Below are 21,514 nucleotides of genomic sequence, written 5' to 3'. Positions count from 1 at the left end.
ATATAACGAAATACAACGCTAGCTGGCGATAGCCATACCAACGGTCATATGCAACCCGTAGAACACGCCGCGGCCAATCAGTTCGCCCGCCAGTACCAGCACAAAGGCCAGTGACAGCAGCGGCAGCGCGGGCTGATAACCTTTAAGCTGAGGCGCGATCCAGAATACCAACGCCGCGACCAGCAGAACGATGCGCCAGGCCATCAGAGAACCGTAGTCCGGCACCAGGGCAGAAGCCTGCTGGATAGAGCTGTGAATGGTTGCCAGTTCGGCACCCTGCATAAGGGCGACCATCGCACTCACCACCAGCGCCAGCAGCGAAACAGCGGGCAGCAAACGCATTGCCCACCCGTCTACGCCCGCCACGCGCAGCAGCAGGTAGCCCAGCAGCGGCCCGCCGATAAACATCGTCAGGAAGAAGCTCATCGGCGTCCAGACGCTGTACCAGGTTGGAACGGTATCGATAGTGTTATAGACGCGCACCATCATCCACACGAACACCACGCCCAGCACCATGGTCACGATCAGCCACAGGCTGCGTAGACCCGCAGGCAATTTCTTCATCGCGGCCAGCAGCCAGCCCAGCCCACCGACGGCAAAGAAAATTGCCCCGCTGGCAATCTCGTTACTGAGGGATGAGGCCCCCACGCGGTTCAGAGAGTTAAACGCGCGCATCGGTGAACCCAGGTGCAGCGTGGAGGCGATAAAGCCAATTCCCATCAGCACCCACAGGCCAAACATGCTCAACACTAAACGCTGCTGCTGTTCGGCATTGAGGTTCCCTTTTAACAGCGCCAGCGCGAGCACAATGAAACCACCCGCCACGCACTGACCAAAGACCGTGAAGATCATCAGCGGCCATTCATGCCATCCACTTCCCATCTCACACCTCCTTCGGATTTGCCAGGTAGCCGGTGGTGTCACCTGTAGGACGGCTGTTGGCGTTAGGTTTAATCACAATGCTCGGCTTCGTGAAGTGCGCAGACGGCAGCGGTGCAACGGCGGCAAGCTGACCGTGTTTTTGACGAAGCTCTTCAATCGGGCCGAAGTCCAGCGCGCGCAGCGGACAGGACTCGACGCAAATCGGCTTTTTGCCATCCGCCACGCGGGTGTGGCAACCGTCGCATTTGGTCATATGACCTTTGGCGGCGTTGTACTGCGGCGCGCCGTACGGGCACGCCATATGACAGTACCGACAGCCGATGCAGACATCTTCGTCCACCACCACAAAACCGTCTTCACGCTTGTGCATCGCCCCGCTCGGGCAGACCTTGGTACAGGCCGGATCTTCACAGTGGTTACAGGCAATCGACAGGTAATACGCAAAGACGTTCTGATGCCAGACGCCGTTATCTTCCTGCCAGTCGCCACCGGCGTATTCGTAAATACGGCGGAAGCTGACGTCAGGAGTCAGGTCTTTGTAATCTTTACAGGCCAGCTCGCAGGTTTTGCACCCGGTGCAACGGCTGGAATCAATAAAAAATCCATACTGGGTTGTCATCGGCTACTCCTTAAACCTTTTCAACCTGGACAAGGTTTGTGTGGGATGGGTTGCCCTTCGCCAGCGGCGACGGACGCTGCGTGGTCAGCACGTTAATACTGCCCGCCTGGTCGATGCGGTTGGCATCGGGGCTGTACCAGGCCCCTTCCCCCAGCGCCACCACGCCTGGCATCATGCGCGGCGTCACTTTGGCCTCAATGTGCACCTCGCCGCGACCGTTGAAGATACGCACGCGATCGCCATTGCCGATGCCGCGCGCTTTGGCATCCATCGGGTTGATCCACATCTCCTGACGGCAGGCGGCTTTCAGTACGTCGACGTTGCCGTAGGTGGAGTGCACGCGCGCTTTGTAGTGGAAACCGGTCAGCTGCAGCGGGAATTTCGCCGTCAGCGGATCGTTGTAGTTTTCGAAACCTGGGGTGTAGATCGGCAGCGGATCGATAACGTCCCCTTCCGGCAGCTCCCAGGTCGACGCGATTTTTGCCAGATCTTCGGAGTAGATTTCGATTTTTCCCGACGGCGTGGTCAGCGGGTTCGCCTGCGGATCTTCACGGAACGCTTTGTACGCCACGTGGTGCCCTTCCGGATCGCGCTGTTTGTACATACCCTGCTTGCGGAAGGTATCGAAATCCGGCAGGTCAGGGATCGCCTTACGGGAAAGTTCATGCAGATGGCGCATCCACCCTTCCTGAGTACGTCCCTCGGTAAACTGTTGCTCAACGCCAAGACGTTTCGCCAGCTCAGAAGTCATCTCATAGATGGTTTTGCACTCGAAGCGCGGTTTGATGGCCTGGTCGGTGAAGATCACGTAGGACATGTTGCCGCAGGAGGCGTCCAGCGCGAAATCCATCTGCTCAGAAGCGGTGCAGTCCGGCAGCAGGATATCGGCATATTTCGCCGAGGAGGTCATGTGGCAGTCAATCACCACTATCATCTCGCACTTCTTGTCATCCTGCAGGATTTCATGGGTGCGGTTGATTTCAGAGTGCTGGTTGATGAGACAGTTACCGGCATAGTTCCAGATCATCTTGATCGGCACGTCCAGCTTGTCCTTGCCGCGCACGCCGTCGCGCAGGGCGGTCATTTCCGGGCCGCGTTCGATCGCATCGGTCCACATAAACATGGAGATGCTGGTCTGAACAGGGTTATCCAGCGTCGGCATACGTTCAAACGGCACTTCATACGAGCCTTCACGCGCGCCGGTGTTACCGCCGTGAATGCCCACGTTACCCGTCAGAATAGAAAGCATTGAGATCGCGCGGGTCGCGATTTCGCCGTTCGCATGACGCTGCGGGCCCCAGCCCTGGCTGATATAGGCCGGTTTGGCTGAGCCAATCTCACGCGCCAGCTGAACGATACGCTCCACCGGAATACCGGTGATGGTGGAAGCCCACTCGGGCGTTTTCGCCACGCCGTCGCTGCCCTGACCGAGAATATAGGCTTTGTAATGCCCGTTAGCCGGCGCGCTGGCTGGCAGGGTTTTCTCGTCATAGCCGACGCAGTATTTATCCAGGAAAGGCTGATCGACGAGGTTTTCGGTGATCATCACCCACGCCAGCGCTGAAACCAATGCCGCATCGGTACCCGGACGGATTGGGATCCACTCGTCTTCACGTCCGGCACCGGTGTCGGTGTAGCGCGGGTCGATGATGATCATGCGGGCATTGGATTTTGTGCGGGCCTGTTCCAGGTAGTAGGTTACCCCGCCGCCGCTCATGCGGGTTTCACCTGGATTGTTACCGAACAGGACGACCAGCTTACTGTTTTCGATATCAGACGGGCTGTTGCCGTCCGCCCAGCCGCCGTAGGTGTAGTTCAGGCCAGCAGCGATCTGCGCCGAGGAATAGTCGCCGTAGTGGTTGAGATAACCGCCGCAGCAGTTCATCAGGCGCGCCACCAGCGTTTTACCAGGCGGCCAGGAGCGGGTCAGCGTGCCGCCAAGCGTCCCGGTGCCGTAGTTCAGGTAGATGGATTCGTTGCCGTACTCTTTGATAAGACGCTGCATATTGGTGGCGATGATGTCGTAGGCTTCATCCCAGCTAATGCGCTCGAACTTCCCTTCCCCACGCTTACCAACGCGCTTCATCGGGTATTTCAGGCGGTCCGGGTTGTACACGCGACGACGCATGGAGCGACCGCGCAGACAGGCACGAACCTGATGTAACCCTTCGTAGTTATCGTCCCCGGTATTGTCGGTTTCGACATATTTAATTTCACCATCCACCACATGCATGCGCAGTGGACAACGGCTACCGCAGTTTACGGTACAGGCACTCCACACCACTTTTTCCGGCGTGGTGGCCGGGGACAGTGCATCTGCCGCCGACGCCAGTCGGGTAAAAGGGAGCGTGAAGGCACTACTGGCTACGGCCAGGCCGCCAATTGCCGTGGTTTTCATCAACCCACGGCGAGTGACCTCGGCAGCCATTAATGCTTCAGGCGCGTTGATTTTCATAGAGACTCACTTTGGTTGCTCACAAAAAAAAGAGAGGCGGCGCATACCGCTATGTAGTTTTATATATAACGAATTTCTTCGTTATCAGCTTTTTATGCTGACTTTCATTCGGAGGAGTATTACTACTTTAGAGGGAGAGGTTATTGCTTCGTATCAAATCAAAGGCATAAAAAAAGCGCCCTGAGGCGCTTTTTTGTTTTAAGACAAATTATTAGCCGATGTACTGCTGGCCTTTCATGTACGGACGCAGCACTTCAGGGATCTCAATACGACCGTCCGCCAGCTGGTAGTTTTCCAGCACGGCAACCAGCGTACGGCCCACGGCCAGACCAGAACCGTTCAGGGTATGCACCAGACGGGTTTTCTTGTCAGATTTGCTGCGGCAGCGAGCCTGCATGCGGCGCGCCTGGAAATCCCAGACGTTAGAGCAGGAAGAGATCTCACGGTAGGTATTCTGCGCAGGCACCCACACTTCCAGATCGAAAGTCTTGCAGGCGCCAAAGCCCATATCACCGGTACACAGGGCCATACGACGGTACGGCAGACCCAGCAGCTCCAGCACTTTCTCAGCGTGGCCGGTCATCTCTTCCAGCGCGTCCATGGACTCTTCAGGACGGACGATCTGCACCATCTCAACTTTGTCGAACTGGTGCATACGGATCAGACCGCGCGTGTCGCGACCGTAAGATCCTGCTTCAGAACGGAAGCACGGAGAGTGTGCAGTCAGCTTAATTGGCAGGTCGTCTTCATCGATGATCTCATCACGCACGAGGTTAGTCAGCGGCACTTCAGCGGTTGGGATCAGCGCGTAGTTGCTGCTGTCTGCTTCCTCGTCCAGCGGACGGGTATGGAACAGATCGCCGGCAAATTTCGGCAGCTGGCCCGTACCGTACAGCGTATCGTGGTTGACCAGATACGGCACGTAGGTTTCGCTGTAGCCGTGCTGCTCGGTGTGCAGATCCAGCATGAACTGCGCCAGCGCGCGGTGCAGATGGGCGATCTGGCCTTTCATCACTACGAAGCGAGAGCCGGTCAGCTTAACCGCCGCAGCAAAGTCCAGGCCCGCGTGCATTTCGCCCAGCGTTACGTGATCGCGTACTTCGAAGTCAAACTCACGAGGCGTACCCCAGCGTTTCACTTCAACGTTGTCGTTTTCATCTTTGCCGACAGGCACGCTGTCGTCAGGAATATTCGGGATAGCCAGGGCAATATCACGAATTTCGGCCTGAAGAACGTCCAGCTCAGCTTTCGCCTGATCCAGTTCTTCACCCAGTTTGTTCACTTCCAGGCGTAATGGCTCAATATCTTCCCCGCGCGCTTTCGCCTGGCCGATGGATTTCGATCGAGAGTTACGCTCTGCCTGCAGATTTTCAGTTTGTACCTGCAGTACTTTACGACGCTCTTCAAGAGCGCGCAGCTTATCTACATCCAGCTTAAAGCCCCGGCGTGCCAGTTTTTCAGCGACTGCGTCTGGCTCATTACGCAGCAGATTGGGATCGAGCATGCTTATCCTGTGCTTATCGAATTAAAATAGGAAAATGTGACCACAGCCTGCGGCCACAAGGTTATACCCTAAATAATTCGAGTTGCAGGAAGGCGGCAAGCGAGCGAATCCCCAGAAGCATAGAAAACTATGTGACTGGGGTGAGCGAGCGCAGCCAACGCACATGCAACTTGAAGTATAACGGGTATACATTGCCAACATTACCGCAACGATTGAACTAACGGTAGCGTTTTATAGGGCTATTTTGATCCTGTCCGGCGAGCCAGGTGAGCTTTTCACCAATCTTGCCTTCAAGACCTCTGTTTGTGGGGTGATAATAGCGCGTTTGTGCCATCTCCTGCGGGAAATATTCCTCCCCGGCAGCGTAGGCATTGGGTTCGTCGTGAGCGTAGCGATACTCCTGCCCGTAACCCATCTCTTTCATCAGCCTGGTCGGCGCGTTACGCAGATGAACCGGAACATCGTAGTCCGGGCGTTCGCGCGCGTCGGACATCGCCGCTTTGAAGGCGGTATAAACCGCATTGCTTTTCGGCGCGCAGGCCAGGTAGACAATCGCCTGCGCTATGGCACGTTCGCCTTCCGCGGGTCCAACGCGGGTGAAGCAGTCCCAGGCCGAAAGCGCGACCTGCATAGCGCGAGGATCGGCATTGCCGACATCTTCTGACGCAATCGCCAGGCAGCGACGCGCGACATATAGCGGATCGCCGCCCGCAGTGATAATGCGCGCGTACCAGTAAAGCGCCGCATCCGGCGCGCTGCCGCGCACGGACTTATGCAGCGCCGAGATCAGGTCGTAAAAACGGTCGCCTTTGTTATCGAAACGCGCGCTGCGCTCCCCGGCAATTTCGGTGAGCAGCTCCTGCTTCAGCACCCGCTTTCCGGCATCGTCGACTTCGGCCATATCGGCCATCATTTCCAGCGTATTCAGCGCCCGACGCGCATCGCCGTTGACCAGCTCGGCAATCGCACGACGCGTGTCGTCAGGCAGAACGATATCCTGCCCGCCGTAGCCCCGCGCTCTATCGTCCATCGCCTGGGTGAGAACCTTTTCGATATCCTCGGTGGTCAGCGATTTGAGCAGGTAAACGCGCGCGCGGGACAGCAGCGCCGAGTTCAATTCAAACGACGGGTTTTCGGTGGTCGCACCGATGAAGAAGATCGTGCCGTCTTCAATATGCGGCAGGAAGGCATCCTGCTGGCTCTTGTTGAAGCGGTGGACTTCGTCCACGAAGAGGATGGTGCGCCGCCCGGCGTTACGGTTCTGCCGCGCACGCTCGATCGCCTCACGGATCTCTTTCACGCCGGAGGTGACCGCCGAGATGCGTTCAACGTCCGCGTTGGCATAGCGGGCGATCACTTCTGCAAGCGTGGTCTTGCCGGTGCCAGGGGGGCCCCAGAGGATCATGGAGTGCAGATGCCCGGCCTCAATGGCGCGCGGCAATGGCTTACCGGCAGCCAGCAGGTGCTGCTGGCCGATGTACTGCGCTAAATTTTCTGGCCGCATGCGAGCGGCCAGAGGTTGAAACGCGTTATCTGAAAAATCGAGCGACAGATTGCCCACTCACGCCTCTTACTTATTGCGTTGGTCGTCCACCGTTACGCCCTGCGGCGGGGTAAAGGTGAATTTCGATGCATCAACGGCGCCGTTCTGCTGAGATTTAAGCTGGTAGCTGCTGCGCTGATCGTCCTGCTCAACCGCGCCGAACTGATTAATGGTACCGTTGGTGCTTACGTTAATGGTGAACTGCTTCAGGTTGCCGTTGCTGCCTTTCGGCGTCAGGACAAACTCGTCACCCGTCTGTTTAATATTATACTGCTGCCAGTCGCTGGACTGGTTACGGGCAATCAGCATAAACGGCGTATTGCTGGTGGCATCTTTCAGCCAGGTCGCCGTTGCCTGCTCAACGAACGGGTTGAAGAACCATAAGGTTTTGCCGTCAGACACCAGGATGCTCTCATCCGGCTGGGTCATGTGCCAGTTGAACAGATTGGGACGTTTTACCCACAAATCTCCCTGGCCTTCCTGCACCGCGTTGCCGCTGCCGTCAGTCACTTTTTGCGTGAAGCTGGCGTGGAAGCTGCTTACTTTATCCAGTCGGCTTTTAAGGTCGCTGGCCGCATCAGCCCAGACGCTGCTGGCGACAAAACTGGTGAGTAATGCACAGGCGATGGCGATTTTTTTCATTGTTATTCCTTAAAATACGTCTTCCCGATATGGGGTTTCCGTCTTCTATTCTGGACCTGCCCGAAGGCAGGCGACAGAAGAAAATGCTTAATTTTGGCTGATTTACCCTTCTTTGCAATCGCTGAAGGTTAATCAAACGGCGGCGGTGCCAGCACCTCGCGGTTACCGTTATGCCCCTGCTCGCTCACAATGCCCTGCGCTTCCATCTGCTCGATGATACGCGCTGCGCGGTTATAGCCGATGCGGAACTGGCGCTGCACGCCAGAGATGGACGCTTTGCGTTTTTCGGTAACGAAGTTAACCGCCTGATCGAATAACGGATCCAGCTCTTCGCCGCCGTCGAAGCCACCGCCGCCGCCTTCGCTTTCCGTATCGCTGGTGATGCCGTCAACATATTGTGGACGACCGCGCGCTTTCCAGTCCTGCACGACGGCGTGTACTTCCTCATCGCGGACGAACGCACCGTGGACACGCACCGGAGAGGTGGAGTTCGGGCCGGAATAGAGCATGTCACCCATACCCAGCAGCGACTCTGCGCCGCCCTGATCAAGAATGGTACGGGAGTCAATTTTACTGGATACGGTAAAGGCGATACGCGTCGGGATGTTCGCTTTGATAAGACCGGTGATAACGTCCACGGAAGGACGCTGGGTCGCCAGCACAAGGTGAATACCGGCCGCACGCGCTTTCTGCGCCAGACGGGCAATCAGCTCTTCCACTTTCTTACCGACGGTCATCATCAGGTCAGCGAACTCATCGACCAGCACGACGATATAAGGCAGCTTTTCCAGGACCGGATGCTGGGCATCCATGCTGTCACCCGGCTTCCAGTAAGGATCCGGGATCGGACGTCCCATACGCACCGCCTGGGCGATTTTCTCGTTATAACCGGCCAGGTTACGCACGCCCAGCGCAGACATCAGCTTGTAGCGACGTTCCATCTCATTGACGCTCCAGCGCAGGGCGTTGGCGGCGTCCTTCATGTCGGTGACCACTTCGGTCAGCAGATGCGGGATGCCTTCGTAGACCGACAGTTCGAGCATTTTCGGGTCGATCATGATGAAACGCACATCTTCCGGCTGCGCTTTATAAAGCATGCTGAGGATCATGGCGTTCACGCCGACAGACTTACCGGAGCCGGTAGTACCCGCGACCAGCAGGTGAGGCATTTTCGCGAGATCAGCCACCACCGGATCGCCCGCAATATCTTTACCCAGCACCACGGTCAGCGGGGATGGGTTATCGCGGAACTTGGTGTTATCCAGAACTTCACGCAGGTAGACGGTCTGACGTTTCTTGTTCGGCAGCTCAAGGCCAACGTAAGGCTTGCCCGGAATCACTTCCACCACACGTACCGCCACGGTCGACAGAGAACGCGCCAGGTCACGGGACAGGTTCGAAATACGCGCGGCTTTAACGCCTGGTGCCAGGTTCAGTTCAAAACGGGTGATAACAGGACCCGGCGAGTAGTTCACCACGTCCGCCTTAATGCGGAAGTCAGCCAGACGGGCTTCCACCAGACGCGCCATTTGTTCAAGCGCGAAGGTATCGACCGGCTCCACTTCTGACGGCGGCGGCGTTAACAGATCCAGAGATGGCAGCGGCGTGCTTGGACGCTGCAGCGGACGGCTGTCACCGTTACGCATCAACAGTGGGTGAATCAGGCTCTCCTGCGGCTGAGGCGCAGGCTGCTGGAACTGCGGCGGCTGTGGTGGCTGCTGCGGTTGCGCATACGCTTGCTGAACAGGCTGATGCGGCTGCGCGTAGGCCTGCGGCGCTGGCTGCTGGCGCACAGGCTCTGCTTCCGGCATCACGCTCGGGGTAAATAAAGGCTCGCTCGGGCCATCATCCACCAGATCCTTCATCGGAGAGAATTCAAAATCTGACAGCGAGAACGGATTTGCACCAGCCGGTTGTTCACCGGAATAGCGCTGCTGCTGGGTGGCGGCAAACTGGCGCGCCAGTTCTGCTTCAGCCGCGTCCTCTTCGTCTTCCAGCACCGGTTCATCGTGCTGGTATTCTTCACCGTAGCGCTGATTCTGCTGCGCAGCGAACTGGCGGGCCAGCTCGTCCTGCTGCATTTCATCGGCGTCATCTTCGTACTCAGGCTCGCGCGCTTTCTCTTCGGCCATACGCTGGGAAGGCAGCTTGATACCATAAGAGGCAAGCTCACGGCGGGTTGGAACGCGAACGCGGTTAGGGCGAGGCAGTTGCGGACCAATCCCCTCCTTCACCTGAGGACGTGGCGCGCCCCCTGTTGCCAGACTAAAGACTGGTGCCGCTACGGCAGCGGCCACGGTAGCCTGCTTCACGCTTTCCGCTACGGGTGCAGCTGCTGGCATCGGGTCGATCGGTGGAACCGAAACAGCAGGCGCTTTCGTCACCGGCTCCTGGACCGGTTCAGGCACAGGCTGGTACCAGGCCGCCAGCTGCTCGCGTTCACGCGCACGACGCTCTTCAACTTCTTCAAAATAGTACATAGGTGGACGAGAGGGTTTTACCTCTTCCACGATTTCCGGTTCAGGCTGCGGCTCAACATAAGGCTGCGCAGGTTCAACCGGTTCAGGCACATACTCCTGATAAGGTTGGGCCACAGGCTGTTCATAGTGCGGGTAATCTTGCGGTTCATACGCAGGCTGCGGCGGCTGATACGGCTGCTGCCACTGCTCCTGCTGTACAGGAATGTAGCTTTCAGGTTCAGGCGCGATAACGGGCTCCGGCGTGTGAACGCCAGGCGCTGTCTGCCAGTCAACCTGAGGCTGCTGAATAACGGATTCCGGCGGCGAAACCGGCGCGGATGGCATCACGGCGTCGACAGGTGCGGCATACGCCTGCGCAGCGGTCGTCGCGGCGGCGGCGGCTGCAACCGGCTCGGTAACCGAGTGGCCATTTAACAGCGGATCGTATTCGTCGAAGTCACCCGGCGTGGCCCGGCTGCCGGAGAAGAGCACATCGTCAGGATCGACGGCGACACCCGCCGCGCGATACGCCACCTGCTCGTCTTCATCCATGCGTTTACCGGAGAAGAGCGCCGCATCGGTTTTACGGCCCAGCGGGTTGGCAAATTTCTCAGCAACACGCTGGCGACGCGCCAGCGCGCCGCGCAGAATACGCGCTCGACGAGACTCGCGACGCTGCACAGGCGCGTCATCTTCCTCTTCATCTTCGTACTCGTCTTCATCAACCCACGTATCGTCGCGGCGGGTACGGTTGCTGGCGAAGGTCAGAATGGTGAGGATAAAACTGCCAATTTTCTCGGCAATGCTCACCCAGGACCAGCCGGTGAACAACGTCAGCCCGGCCGCCCAGATGCAGAGCAGCGCCAGCGTGCCGCCGCTGCTGTGCAGCATCGGCTGTAGCGCAGAACTGAGTAAGCTGCCAATCACCCCGCCCGAGGCGAAGTACCAGATATCATCCGCATTTATCGCTGCCAGCCCGCACGAGGTGAGGATCAGCGCCAGCGCGCCAATCAGGCGCAGCGACACGGCGAAATAGTCGATGTAATCATCGTTCTGACGATGACGCCACGCAAACCAGCATCCGCCAATGATAATGACGGGAAGGGTGTAGGCCATCACACCGAAAATGAAAAACAGCGTGTCCGCAAGCCAGGCACCGGGAACACCGCCTAAATTATGGATAGGCTCATGCCATGCAGTTTGTGACCAGCTGGGATCTGAGGGGTTGAAACTGAGTAAGGCTGCCATCAGCCAGACGGCAAAAAGGGCAATAACAATCAGCAAAGCCTCGAGGAGACGACGTCCGCTGCTTAGCTTCGATAGTGTGACTTCTTTGTCTTCAGTGTATTCCTGGCTCAAGAAAGGCTCTCCAGGTATCAGGCATATCCTGCCTGTTTGCTAAAACGGACAACAGCGCCGGGACTCCCCGGCACTGTTGCTGTATGGATTAACAGGAGTGTAATCAAACTACGCTGATTTTGCACCTGTTCCGTGTTAGCGCGTCTTAATAACCAGACGATTGCTCTGTTTGACCTCTTCCATCACCACATATGTACGGGTGTCGTTCACGCCCGGCAGACGCAGCAGGGTTTCCCCCAGCAGCTTACGGTAGGCGGACATATCAGGCACACGGGTTTTCAACAGGTAGTCGAAATCACCGGATACCAGGTGACACTCTTGAATTTCTTCAAGTTTTTGTACAGCGGAGTTAAATTGCTCAAACACATCCGGCGCACCACGATTCAGAGTAATCTCAACAAATACCAGAAGTGAGGCATCCAGATAATGCGGGTTCAGCAGAGCCGTATAGCCCTGAATAAAACCCTGTCTTTCCAGTCGGCGCACACGCTCAAGGCACGGCGTCGGGGAAAGTCCCACACGTTTTGAAAGCTCGACGTTGGAAATACGCCCATCCTTTTGCAATTCATTAAGAATGTTACGATCGATACGGTCGAGATCTTTGCCAGGGCGCTTCTTGCTATCTACCATTATTATTGTCTCTCTGTATTCCTTCCCTACTCCTGCCTGGACCCTGTGCACATCACTGTTCAGAGCCTGTACCCGTTAGTCATCACATCGCCTGATTATGTATTAGACGCGATGCGGATTCGGGTTCTGTTGGTAAGAAGACCGTTGCCCGAAGGCAGTCACCGACATCACGTATGGCGTCTGTCCACGCCATGCGTAGATTTCACTGACCCGGTAAAAATGGCATTTACGTGCATGCCTATGCGGCATACGGTTAACGCGGTTTTTTTTCTTCCTTGAATGTTTTCGCAAAAGCGCAGGGGATTGTCAAAGCAAAACATCGTTTTTTAGTACAACATGCCGGATATTCATTACGGCAGGGTATTAATCCTCATTTTATTGCCTTACAAACGAGCGATTTTCAGGAGAAAGCGTGATGTTATAGCGCCTCATTCATCGTCCGTGGCTATTACACAGATTGATATCAAAATTGCTGCGCTCTTTTTTTACGACAACAAATTCCCTACAATCCAGCCAAATGTCTGCCAACAACAATGGGGATCTCATGGGCACGGCCAAACACAGTAAGCTGCTAATCCTTGGTTCTGGACCTGCGGGATATACCGCAGCGGTCTATGCTGCACGCGCTAACCTGCACCCGGTACTCATTACCGGTATGGAAAAAGGCGGTCAGCTGACCACCACCACCGAAGTGGAAAACTGGCCAGGGGACCCGAACGACCTGACCGGGCCGCTGCTGATGGAACGTATGCACGAGCATGCCGCGAAATTCGAAACCGAAATTCTGTTCGACCACATCAATAAAGTCGATCTGCAGAACCGTCCGTTCCGCCTGACGGGCGACAGCGGCGAATACACCTGTGACGCGCTGATCGTCGCCACCGGTGCCTCTGCCCGTTACCTCGGTCTGCCATCCGAAGAAGCGTTCAAAGGCCGCGGCGTCTCTGCCTGCGCAACCTGTGACGGTTTCTTCTACCGCAACCAGAAAGTCGCGGTCATCGGCGGCGGCAACACCGCAGTGGAAGAAGCGCTCTACCTGGCGAACATTGCCTCTGAAGTGCACCTGATCCACCGTCGCGAAACATTCCGCGCGGAGAAAATCCTGATCAAACGTCTGATGGATAAAGTGGCAAGCGGCAACATCGTCCTGCACACCAACCGTACCCTCGAAGAGGTGACGGGCGACCAGATGGGCGTTGCCGGTCTGCGTATCCGCGATACCCAGAACACCGATAACGTCGAAACGCTTGAAGTGGCGGGTCTGTTTGTGGCGATCGGTCACAGCCCGAACACCGCGATCTTCGACGGTCAGCTGGAGCTGGAAAACGGCTACATCAAAGTGCAGTCCGGCATTCACGGTAACGCGACCCAGACCAGCATCCCGGGCGTGTTCGCGGCTGGTGACGTGATGGACCACATTTATCGTCAGGCGATTACCTCTGCGGGCACCGGCTGTATGGCCGCGCTGGACGCTGAACGCTACCTCGATGGACTGGCTGAACAAGGTAAATAATCTTTACAAGTCAGTAACAAACGTAAATAAAGGCGGCGATAAGTCGCCTTTATTGTCTCCCCGTTGTAACATTGCGCTGCCCAATTTCTAATAACGTCACCTGCAAAGTACGCAATGGAAAAAACCCGTCAACAAGAGTTAACACGCTGGCTGAAACAGCAAAGCGTTATTTCCCGCCGCTGGCTTACGATTTCCCGTCTCCTGGGGTTCGTTAGCGGTCTGTTGATTGTTGCCCAGGCATGGCTGCTGGCCCGCATTCTTAATCACATGATCATGGAGAACATCCCGCGCGAGGCACTCCTGCTGCCCTTTATTGTTCTGATCCTGATTTTTATCCTGCGCGCCTGGGTGGTGTGGCTGCGTGAGCGCGTCGGTTTTCACGCCGGACAGCACATCCGCTACGAGATCCGCCGTCAGGTGCTCGATCGCCTTCAGGAAGCCGGGCCCGCGTGGATCCAGGGTAAACCGGCCGGTAGCTGGGCGACGCTGATCCTTGAGCAGATTGACGATATGCACGACTACTATGCGCGCTATCTGCCGCAGATGGCCCTTGCCGTCTTCGTTCCGCTGCTGATCGTGATCGCCATCTTCCCGGTGAACTGGATGGCTGCGCTGATTCTGATGGGCACCGCCCCGCTGATCCCGCTGTTTATGGCGCTGGTCGGCATGGGGGCAGCGGATGCCAACCGCCGTAACTTCCTGGCATTGGGTCGCCTGAGCGGCCATTTCCTCGACCGTCTGCGCGGCATGGAGACGTTACGCATTTTTGGCCGCGGTGAAGCGGAAACCGAAAACATTCGCCAGGCATCGCAGGACTTCCGTCAGCGCACCATGGAAGTGTTACGCCTCGCCTTCTTGTCTTCCGGGGTACTGGAATTCTTTACCTCACTGTCGATTGCCCTCGTGGCGGTCTACTTTGGCTTCTCCTACCTTGGCGCGCTGGATTTCGGCCATTACGGCACGGCGGTGACCCTTTCTGCCGGGTTCCTGGCGCTGATCCTGGCCCCGGAGTTTTTCCAGCCGCTTCGCGATCTGGGGACCTTCTATCACGCCAAAGCGCAGGCGGTTGGCGCAGCCGATAGCCTGAAAACGTTCCTGGAAACGCCGCTGGCACACCCGGAGCGCGGTGACGTAACGCTGAATGCTAAAGACCCCGTGACCATTGAAGCGCAGGACTTTTCCATTCTGTCCCCGGAAGGCAAAGTGCTCGCGGGTCCGCTGAACTTTACCCTGCCTGCCGGACAACGCGTGGTGCTCGTCGGCACCAGCGGTTCCGGGAAAAGTTCTCTGCTGAATGCGCTATCCGGCTTTATGGCCTACACGGGTTCACTGCGGATCAACAAAACCGAACTGCGCAACCTCGATCCTGACGCCTGGCGCAAACAGCTCAGCTGGGTGGGCCAAAACCCGCAGCTTCCAGCCTCTACGCTGCGTGAAAACGTCCTGCTGGCGCGCCCGGATGCGCGTGAAGATGAACTGCAATCGGTTCTCGACCGCGCCTGGGTCAGCGAGTTTCTGCCCCTGCTCCCGAAAGGAGTAGATACCGTGGTCGGCGACCAGTCCGCCGGGCTGTCAGTCGGACAGGCGCAGCGTGTGGCGGTTGCCCGCGCGTTGTTGAATCCTTGTCAGCTGATGCTGCTGGATGAGCCTGCCGCCAGCCTGGATGCCCACAGCGAACAGCGCGTAATGGAGGCCCTGAACGCCGCCTCCCGGCAGCAAACCACCCTGATGGTCACCCATCAGCTGGAAGGCATTGCCGACTGGGACCAGATCTGGGTCATGGAGAACGGCCGTCTTGTTGAGCAAGGCGATTACGCCTCTCTCGTTGCCGCGCAGGGGCCGTTTGCCGCCCTGCTGGCGAACCGTCAGGAGGACATCTGATGCGTGCTCTGCTGCCTTATCTTGCGCTCTATAAACGCCACAAATGGATGCTGACGCTGGGGATTGTGCTGGCGATTGTCACGCTGCTCGCCAGCATCGGCCTGCTCACGCTTTCCGGCTGGTTCCTGTCGGCCTCGGCCGTCGCGGGCGTTGCCGGGTTATACAGCTTCAACTATATGCTCCCTGCTGCCGGCGTTCGCGGTACCGCCATCACCCGTACTGCCGGACGCTATTTCGAACGGCTGGTCAGCCACGACGCCACTTTCCGCGTGCTGCAGCACCTGCGCATCTACACCTTCAGCAAGCTGCTGCCCCTCTCCCCTGCCGGGCTGGCGCGTTTTCGTCAGGGTGAGCTACTCAACCGTGTCGTTGCGGATGTCGACACGCTGGATCACCTGTACCTGCGCGTGATCTCCCCAATCGTGGGCGCGTTTGTGGTGATTGTGGTGGTCACGCTGGGGTTGTCTGTTCTGGATGTTCCCGTTGCGCTGACGCTGGGCGGGATCATGCTGCTGACGCTGATCATTCTGCCGCCGCTGTTTTACCGTGCCGGAAAATCCACCGGGGAAAACCTGACGCGTCTGCGCGGGGACTACCGACAGCAGCTAACCTCCTGGCTTCAGGGGCAGGCAGAGCTGACCATTTTTGGCGCCAGCAAGCGCTACCGTGCCCGGATGGAAAGTACGGAGCTGAACTGGCATGAGGCCCAGCGCCGCCAGTCGGAGCTGACGGCCTTCTCTCAGGCGCTGATGATGTTAATCGGCGGCGTGGCGGTGATTGCCATGCTGTGGCTGGCCTCCGGCGATGTCGGGGGAAATTCACAGCCGGGTCCTCTTATTGCCCTTTTCGTCTTCTGCGCGCTGGCGGCGTTTGAAGCGCTGGCCCCGGTGACGGGCGCCTTCCAGCATCTGGGTCAGGTCATCGCCTCTGCCCTGCGCATCACCCAGATTGCCGAACAGGAGCCTGAAGTCACGTTCAGTGCCGGGCAAACTGCGGTACCAGAGCAGGTTGCGCTAACGCTTGAAGATGTCACCTTCGCCTACGACAAGCAGGCGCAGAACGCGCTGGACGGTATCAACCTTTCTGTTAAGGCAGGACAGCGGATTGCGATCCTCGGCCGTACCGGCTGCGGTAAATCGACGCTGCTGCAGTTGCTGACCCGCGCCTGGGATCCGCAGCGCGGTCAGATTCGTTTTAATAATACGTTGCTGACTGATTTCAGCGAGCAGGCCCTGCGCAAGACCGTGAGCGTGGTTCCACAGCGCGTGCATCTGTTTAGCGCCACGCTGCGCGATAACCTGCTGCTGGCCGCGCCAGAGGCCTCTGATGATGCGCTTCGCGCCGTACTGGAGCAGGTCGGACTGCAAAAGCTGCTTGAGGACGAGGGATTAAACAACTGGCTTGGCGAAGGTGGCCGTCAGCTCTCCGGCGGCGAGCTGCGCCGTCTGGCCATTGCGCGCGCGCTGCTGCACGATGCGCCGCTGATGCTGCTCGACGAGCCCACCGAAGGGCTGGACGCCACGACAGAGAGCCAAATCCTTGATTTACTGGCGAATGTTATGACCGGCAAAACCGTGCTGATGGTTACGCACCGCCTGCGCGGACTGGCGAGCTTTGATCGGATAATTGTGATGGACAACGGGCACATTATTGAGCAAGGTAATCACACAGAACTGTTGGCAAAACAGGGTCGCTACTACCAGTTTAAACAGCGTCTGTAGACTATATTTGTAGCGTCCTCACTCGCGTACTGGAGTTTTGCTGTCATGCGCCTGGTCCAGCTTTCTCGTCATAACATCGCGTTCCCTTCTCCGGAAGGGGCGCTGCGTGAGCCCAACGGGCTGCTGGCCCTTGGCGGTGACCTCAGTCCCGCTCGACTGTTAATGGCGTACCAGCGCGGTATCTTCCCCTGGTTTTCCCCAGGCGATCCGATTTTATGGTGGTCCCCCGATCCGCGTGCCGTGATGTGGCCAGCGCAGTTTCACGTGAGCCGCAGCATGAAGCGTTTCCATGCGAAATCACCGTACCGCGTCACCCTCAACCACGCCTTTGGTCAGGTCATTGAAGGCTGTGCCGAAGACCGCTATGAAGGGACATGGATAACCCGCGATATCATTACCGCCTACCACCAGCTCCATGAGCTTGGCTACGCCCACTCCATCGAGGTGTGGGAAGGCGGAGCGCTTGTCGGCGGCATGTACGGCGTGGCGCAGGGGACGCTGTTTTGCGGCGAGTCGATGTTCTCTCGTGCGGTTAACGCCTCGAAAACCGCGCTGCTGGTCTTCTGCGAGGCGTTTGCCCAGCGCGGCGGACGCCTGATCGATTGTCAGGTACTCAACGAGCATACCGCCTCCCTGGGTGCCGTTGAAATTCCGCGACGCCAGTACATCGAACAGCTGGACGCCAGCCGTCAGGAGAAGCTCCCGCGCGACTTCTGGATACCGAGAACGCTCTTTATGCCCAATGCCTAAATGTTTTCCGCATATTTTTTGTGAGGGTGTTATAATTATGCCGCAGAGTAGCTTCTGCCTGTTGCCCCGCCGCCGTTTGGGACCCTCGCTTCAGATAACGTCCTGACGTTTATCCTGTCGTCTCCCCTTTACGAATGCGCTTCCTGTTCGGTTGTACCGTGACGCTTGGGCAATGCGCCGAAACTGTTTTGCTGCGTTTTAATCGCGCAATTCTTTACTTAATTGATGAATTTCGGCATTATCTTGCCGGTTCAAAACTTGGTAGTGATACCCCAGAGGATTAGATGGCCAAAGAAGACAATATTGAAATGCAGGGTACCGTACTTGATACGTTGCCTAATACCATGTTTCGCGTAGAGCTGGAAAACGGTCACGTGGTAACTGCGCACATCTCCGGTAAAATGCGCAAAAACTACATCCGCATTTTAACGGGCGACAAAGTGACTGTTGAACTGACCCCGTACGACCTGAGCAAAGGCCGCATTGTCTTCCGTAGTCGCTAATTGTTTTCGCCTGTAATGGCAGATGAATATTTAAAAGGTCGGGATAATCCCGGCCTTTTTTATTTATGGCTTTAGTGTTGCTGCATCGGAAGATGTATTGTCATCCATGGTTGGACAGGAGCGATTAAATCCCCCGCCATAGAATGAGCCATGTCATGGAGTAATCCCGTAAGGTGCGGCAACATATCGCGGTCAAAATGCGACACCAGCAGCACATGGTTTAACGCCCGGCAGTAGTCGCATTTCGTTTCTGTATCTTCAAGCAACCACTCTTTTTGTCGCGGCTGTTCCGCTTCATCCTCAAATTCCACCACCTGAAAATCACGCATTGATTCTGTAAGGCCAGTTTTCACCTCTTCCAGGTAAGTTCCGAGACAGCGGCAAACGGGCTGCGTTTGCGGGAGTGATTTGCAGTCGAGGAGGATTTCGGTGAGCAGTTTGCAGCGCTCGGCCAGGGTTGGGAGATCGGGGTTGAGGGAGAGTTCGCTGTAAAGTTGGGCGAAATTATTAATATCAGTCATATGTGATCCTTTATGCACGTAAGATTGTTTGTGCACACTTTCAGGACGCCAATCCCGGCACCTGATTTTGCAGGTGCGCCGCCATTTTATTACTGTGGATTTATCCAGCAACTGACTTCGAAAGAAACTGGAAAGCGCCTCGCAAAATTCCTCTGCGGTCTGTTGCCCTCACCCCAATCCTCTCCCACAGGGAGAGGGAGAAAACAAAAAAAACGGCAACCGAAGTTGCCGTTTTGCTTTTACCTTACAACTCAGTGAGCCGCTTCCGGCTTGTGCTTCGCCGCACTCTGGAAATCGTACGTCAGTTCGTTCTTCGCCTGGTCCAGCGCCACGGTCACCTGGCCGCCGTCCACCAGCGAGCCAAACAGCAGCTCGTTCGCCAGCGGTTTCTTCAGGTTGTCCTGAATCACGCGCGCCATCGGACGGGCACCCATCGCACGGTCATAGCCTTTCTCGGCCAGCCAGTTGCGGGCCTCCTGGCTCACTTCCAGCGACACGCCTTTCTGATCCAGCTGAACCTGCAGTTCGACGATAAACTTGTCCACTACCTGATGGATCACGTCGGTAGAGAGGTGATCGAACCAGATAATGTTGTCCAGACGGTTACGGAACTCCGGCGTGAAGATCTTCTTGATCTCCTCCATCGCATCGGTGCTGTTATCCTGGTGGATCAGGCCGATGGATTTACGCTCGGTTTCACGCACACCGGCGTTGGTGGTCATCACCAGCACCACGTTGCGGAAGTCCGCCTTGCGCCCGTTGTTGTCGGTCAGCGTCCCGTTGTCCATCACCTGCAGCAGGATATTGAACACGTCCGGGTGCGCTTTCTCGATTTCATCGAGCAGCAGGACCGCGTGCGGATGCTTGATCACCGCGTCGGTGAGCAGGCCGCCCTGGTCAAAGCCCACGTAGCCCGGAGGCGCACCAATCAAACGGCTGACGGTATGACGCTCCATATACTCGGACATATCAAAGCGCAGCAGCTCAATGCCCAGCGCTTTGGAGAGCTGAACCGTCACCTCGGTTTTCCCCACGCCGGTCGGGCCAGCGAACAGGAAGGAACCGACAGGCTTGTGGTCATGCCCCAACCCGGCGCGGGCCATCTTGATCGCCTCGGTTAAGGCCTCAATGGCTTTATCCTGACCAAAGACCAGCATTTTCAGGCGATTGCCGAGGGTCCGCAGCGTGTCGCGGTCGCTCTGAGAAACGCTCTTCTCAGGGATACGCGCGATACGGGCCACCACGGACTCGATATCCGCCACGTTAACGGTTTTCTTACGCTTGCTGGCCGGCATCAGACGCGCACGCGCCCCTGCCTCGTCAATCACGTCAATCGCCTTATCCGGCAGGTGACGGTCGTTGATGTATTTCACCGCCAGCTCCACCGCCGCACGGACCGCTTTCGCGGTGTAACGCACGTCGTGGTGCGCTTCGTACTTCGGCTTCAGGCCGTTGATGATCTGCACCGTTTCCTCGACGGACGGCTCGGTCACGTCGATTTTCTGGAAGCGGCGCGCCAGCGCACGGTCTTTCTCAAAGATGTTACTGAACTCCTGGTAGGTCGTGGAGCCAATCACGCGGATCTTGCCGCTGGAGAGCAGCGGTTTGATCAGGTTCGCGGCATCCACCTGGCCACCGGAGGCCGCTCCTGCGCCGATGATGGTGTGGATCTCATCGATAAACAGGATGCTGTTGGTGTCCTGCTCCAGCTGTTTTAACAGCGCCTTGAAGCGTTTTTCAAAATCGCCGCGGTATTTGGTGCCCGCCAGCAATGAGCCGATATCCAGCGAGTAGATGGTGCAGTCGGCAATCACTTCCGGCACGTCGCCCTGCACAATGCGCCAGGCAAGACCTTCGGCAATCGCGGTTTTACCCACGCCTGACTCACCCACCAGCAGCGGGTTGTTCTTGCGGCGACGGCACAGCACCTGGATCGCGCGCTCCAGCTCTTTATCGCGACCAATCAGCGGGTCGATACCGCCAACGCGAGCAAGCTGGTTGAGATTGGTGGTGAAGTTTTCCATACGATCCTCCCCGCCTGCTTGCTCTTCATTGTTATTGACCTGATTGCTGGAATCCGATGCCTGGTTAGGCTCGTCTTTGCGCGTTCCGTGAGAAATAAAGTTAACCACGTCGAGGCGGCTGACTTCGTGTTTGCGCAGCAGGTAGGCAGCCTGTGACTCCTGCTCGCTGAAGATGGCGACTAAGACGTTTGCGCCAGTCACTTCGCTACGTCCGGAAGACTGGACGTGGAATACCGCGCGCTGCAGCACGCGCTGGAAGCTGAGCGTCGGCTGCGTGTCGCGCTCTTCTTCACTGGCTGGCAGCACCGGTGTGGTTTGTTCGATGAAGGCTTCGAGTTCCTGACGTAGCGCCACCAGATCCACGGAGCAGGCTTCCAGCGCTTCGCGGGCAGATGGGTTGCTAAGCAGTGCGAGCAGTAAATGCTCGACGGTCATAAACTCATGTCGGTGCTCACGCGCTCTGGCGAAAGCCATGTTTAAACTGAGTTCCAGTTCTTGATTGAGCATA

At 57.2% G+C, this 21,514-nt stretch carries 15 protein-coding genes; 5 read left to right on the top strand and 10 right to left on the bottom strand.

The annotated features are described in order from the left end of the window. Positions 1-18 precede the first annotated feature (18 nt). From AC2TE5_RS07345 to lrp, 8 genes are all read right to left on the bottom strand, one after another. The gene (locus tag AC2TE5_RS07345) at positions 19-882 is read right to left on the bottom strand and encodes a dimethyl sulfoxide reductase anchor subunit family protein (RefSeq protein WP_033145086.1); all 864 of its coding nucleotides are present in this window, start codon (positions 880-882) and stop codon (positions 19-21) included. Position 883: 1 nt separating this feature from the next. After that, positions 884-1,501 (bottom strand): DMSO/selenate family reductase complex B subunit, encoded by a 618-nt coding sequence (locus tag AC2TE5_RS07340; protein WP_021240882.1) that lies wholly within the window; start codon positions 1,499-1,501, stop codon positions 884-886. 10 nt (positions 1,502-1,511) lie between these two features. After that, on the bottom strand, positions 1,512-3,956 hold the full coding sequence (gene dmsA, locus AC2TE5_RS07335) for a dimethylsulfoxide reductase subunit A (RefSeq protein WP_484612932.1): 2,445 nt from the start codon (positions 3,954-3,956) through the stop codon (positions 1,512-1,514). 211 nt (positions 3,957-4,167) lie between these two features. Then, a complete protein-coding gene (serS, locus tag AC2TE5_RS07330; RefSeq protein WP_484612931.1) occupies positions 4,168-5,460 on the bottom strand; it encodes a serine--tRNA ligase in 1,293 nt (430 codons plus the stop codon). 217 nt (positions 5,461-5,677) lie between these two features. Continuing rightward, on the bottom strand, positions 5,678-7,021 hold the full coding sequence (gene rarA / locus AC2TE5_RS07325; RefSeq protein ID WP_484612930.1) for a replication-associated recombination protein RarA: 1,344 nt from the start codon (positions 7,019-7,021) through the stop codon (positions 5,678-5,680). Between the two features lie 9 nt (positions 7,022-7,030). Then, complete coding sequence (gene lolA, locus AC2TE5_RS07320) at positions 7,031-7,645, bottom strand: outer membrane lipoprotein periplasmic chaperone LolA (RefSeq protein WP_023310983.1); 615 nt, start codon at positions 7,643-7,645, stop codon at positions 7,031-7,033. A 128-nt stretch (positions 7,646-7,773) separates the two neighbouring features. Next, a complete protein-coding gene (locus AC2TE5_RS07315; protein ID WP_484612929.1) occupies positions 7,774-11,463 on the bottom strand; it encodes a DNA translocase FtsK 4TM domain-containing protein in 3,690 nt (1,229 codons plus the stop codon). A 135-nt stretch (positions 11,464-11,598) separates the two neighbouring features. Then, a complete protein-coding gene (gene lrp / locus AC2TE5_RS07310; RefSeq protein WP_002439523.1) occupies positions 11,599-12,093 on the bottom strand; it encodes a leucine-responsive transcriptional regulator Lrp in 495 nt (164 codons plus the stop codon). A 544-nt stretch (positions 12,094-12,637) separates the two neighbouring features. Between lrp and trxB the strand changes: the two genes are divergently transcribed. The 5 genes from trxB to infA all read left to right on the top strand — a co-directional run bounded on the left by trxB (position 12,638) and on the right by infA (position 18,461). Then, complete coding sequence (gene trxB / locus AC2TE5_RS07305; protein ID WP_023616696.1) at positions 12,638-13,606, top strand: thioredoxin-disulfide reductase; 969 nt, start codon at positions 12,638-12,640, stop codon at positions 13,604-13,606. A gap of 114 nt (positions 13,607-13,720) precedes the next feature. Next, positions 13,721-15,487 (top strand): heme ABC transporter permease/ATP-binding protein CydD, encoded by a 1,767-nt coding sequence (gene cydD / locus AC2TE5_RS07300; protein ID WP_484612928.1) that lies wholly within the window; start codon positions 13,721-13,723, stop codon positions 15,485-15,487. Continuing rightward, positions 15,487-17,208 (top strand): heme ABC transporter ATP-binding protein/permease CydC, encoded by a 1,722-nt coding sequence (gene cydC, locus AC2TE5_RS07295; protein ID WP_484612927.1) that lies wholly within the window; start codon positions 15,487-15,489, stop codon positions 17,206-17,208. Before cydD ends, cydC begins: the two co-directional genes overlap by 1 nt. A 45-nt stretch (positions 17,209-17,253) precedes the next feature. Further along, a complete protein-coding gene (gene aat, locus AC2TE5_RS07290; protein ID WP_213328385.1) occupies positions 17,254-17,958 on the top strand; it encodes a leucyl/phenylalanyl-tRNA--protein transferase in 705 nt (234 codons plus the stop codon). A gap of 284 nt (positions 17,959-18,242) precedes the next feature. Beyond that, positions 18,243-18,461 carry a translation initiation factor IF-1 gene (gene infA / locus AC2TE5_RS07285; protein WP_002211347.1) on the top strand — a complete coding sequence of 73 codons (219 nt, stop codon included), beginning with the start codon at positions 18,243-18,245 and terminating at the stop codon, positions 18,459-18,461. Positions 18,462-18,532: 71 nt separating this feature from the next. Here infA and AC2TE5_RS07280 read toward each other — a convergent pair whose 3' ends face one another. After that, positions 18,533-18,982: a hypothetical protein gene (locus tag AC2TE5_RS07280; RefSeq protein WP_213328386.1), complete on the bottom strand. Its 450-nt coding sequence runs from the start codon at positions 18,980-18,982 to the stop codon at positions 18,533-18,535. Between the two features lie 251 nt (positions 18,983-19,233). After that, positions 19,234-21,513, bottom strand: a complete 2,280-nt coding sequence (clpA, locus tag AC2TE5_RS07275) for an ATP-dependent Clp protease ATP-binding subunit ClpA (RefSeq protein ID WP_023335109.1) — start codon at positions 21,511-21,513, stop codon at positions 19,234-19,236. Position 21,514: the final 1 nt, after the last annotated feature.

Source organism: Enterobacter sp. N5-15, assembly GCF_057221635.1.
Note: the sequence above shows the minus strand (reverse complement) of the source record. Positions and strands in the feature narration are given on the sequence as shown.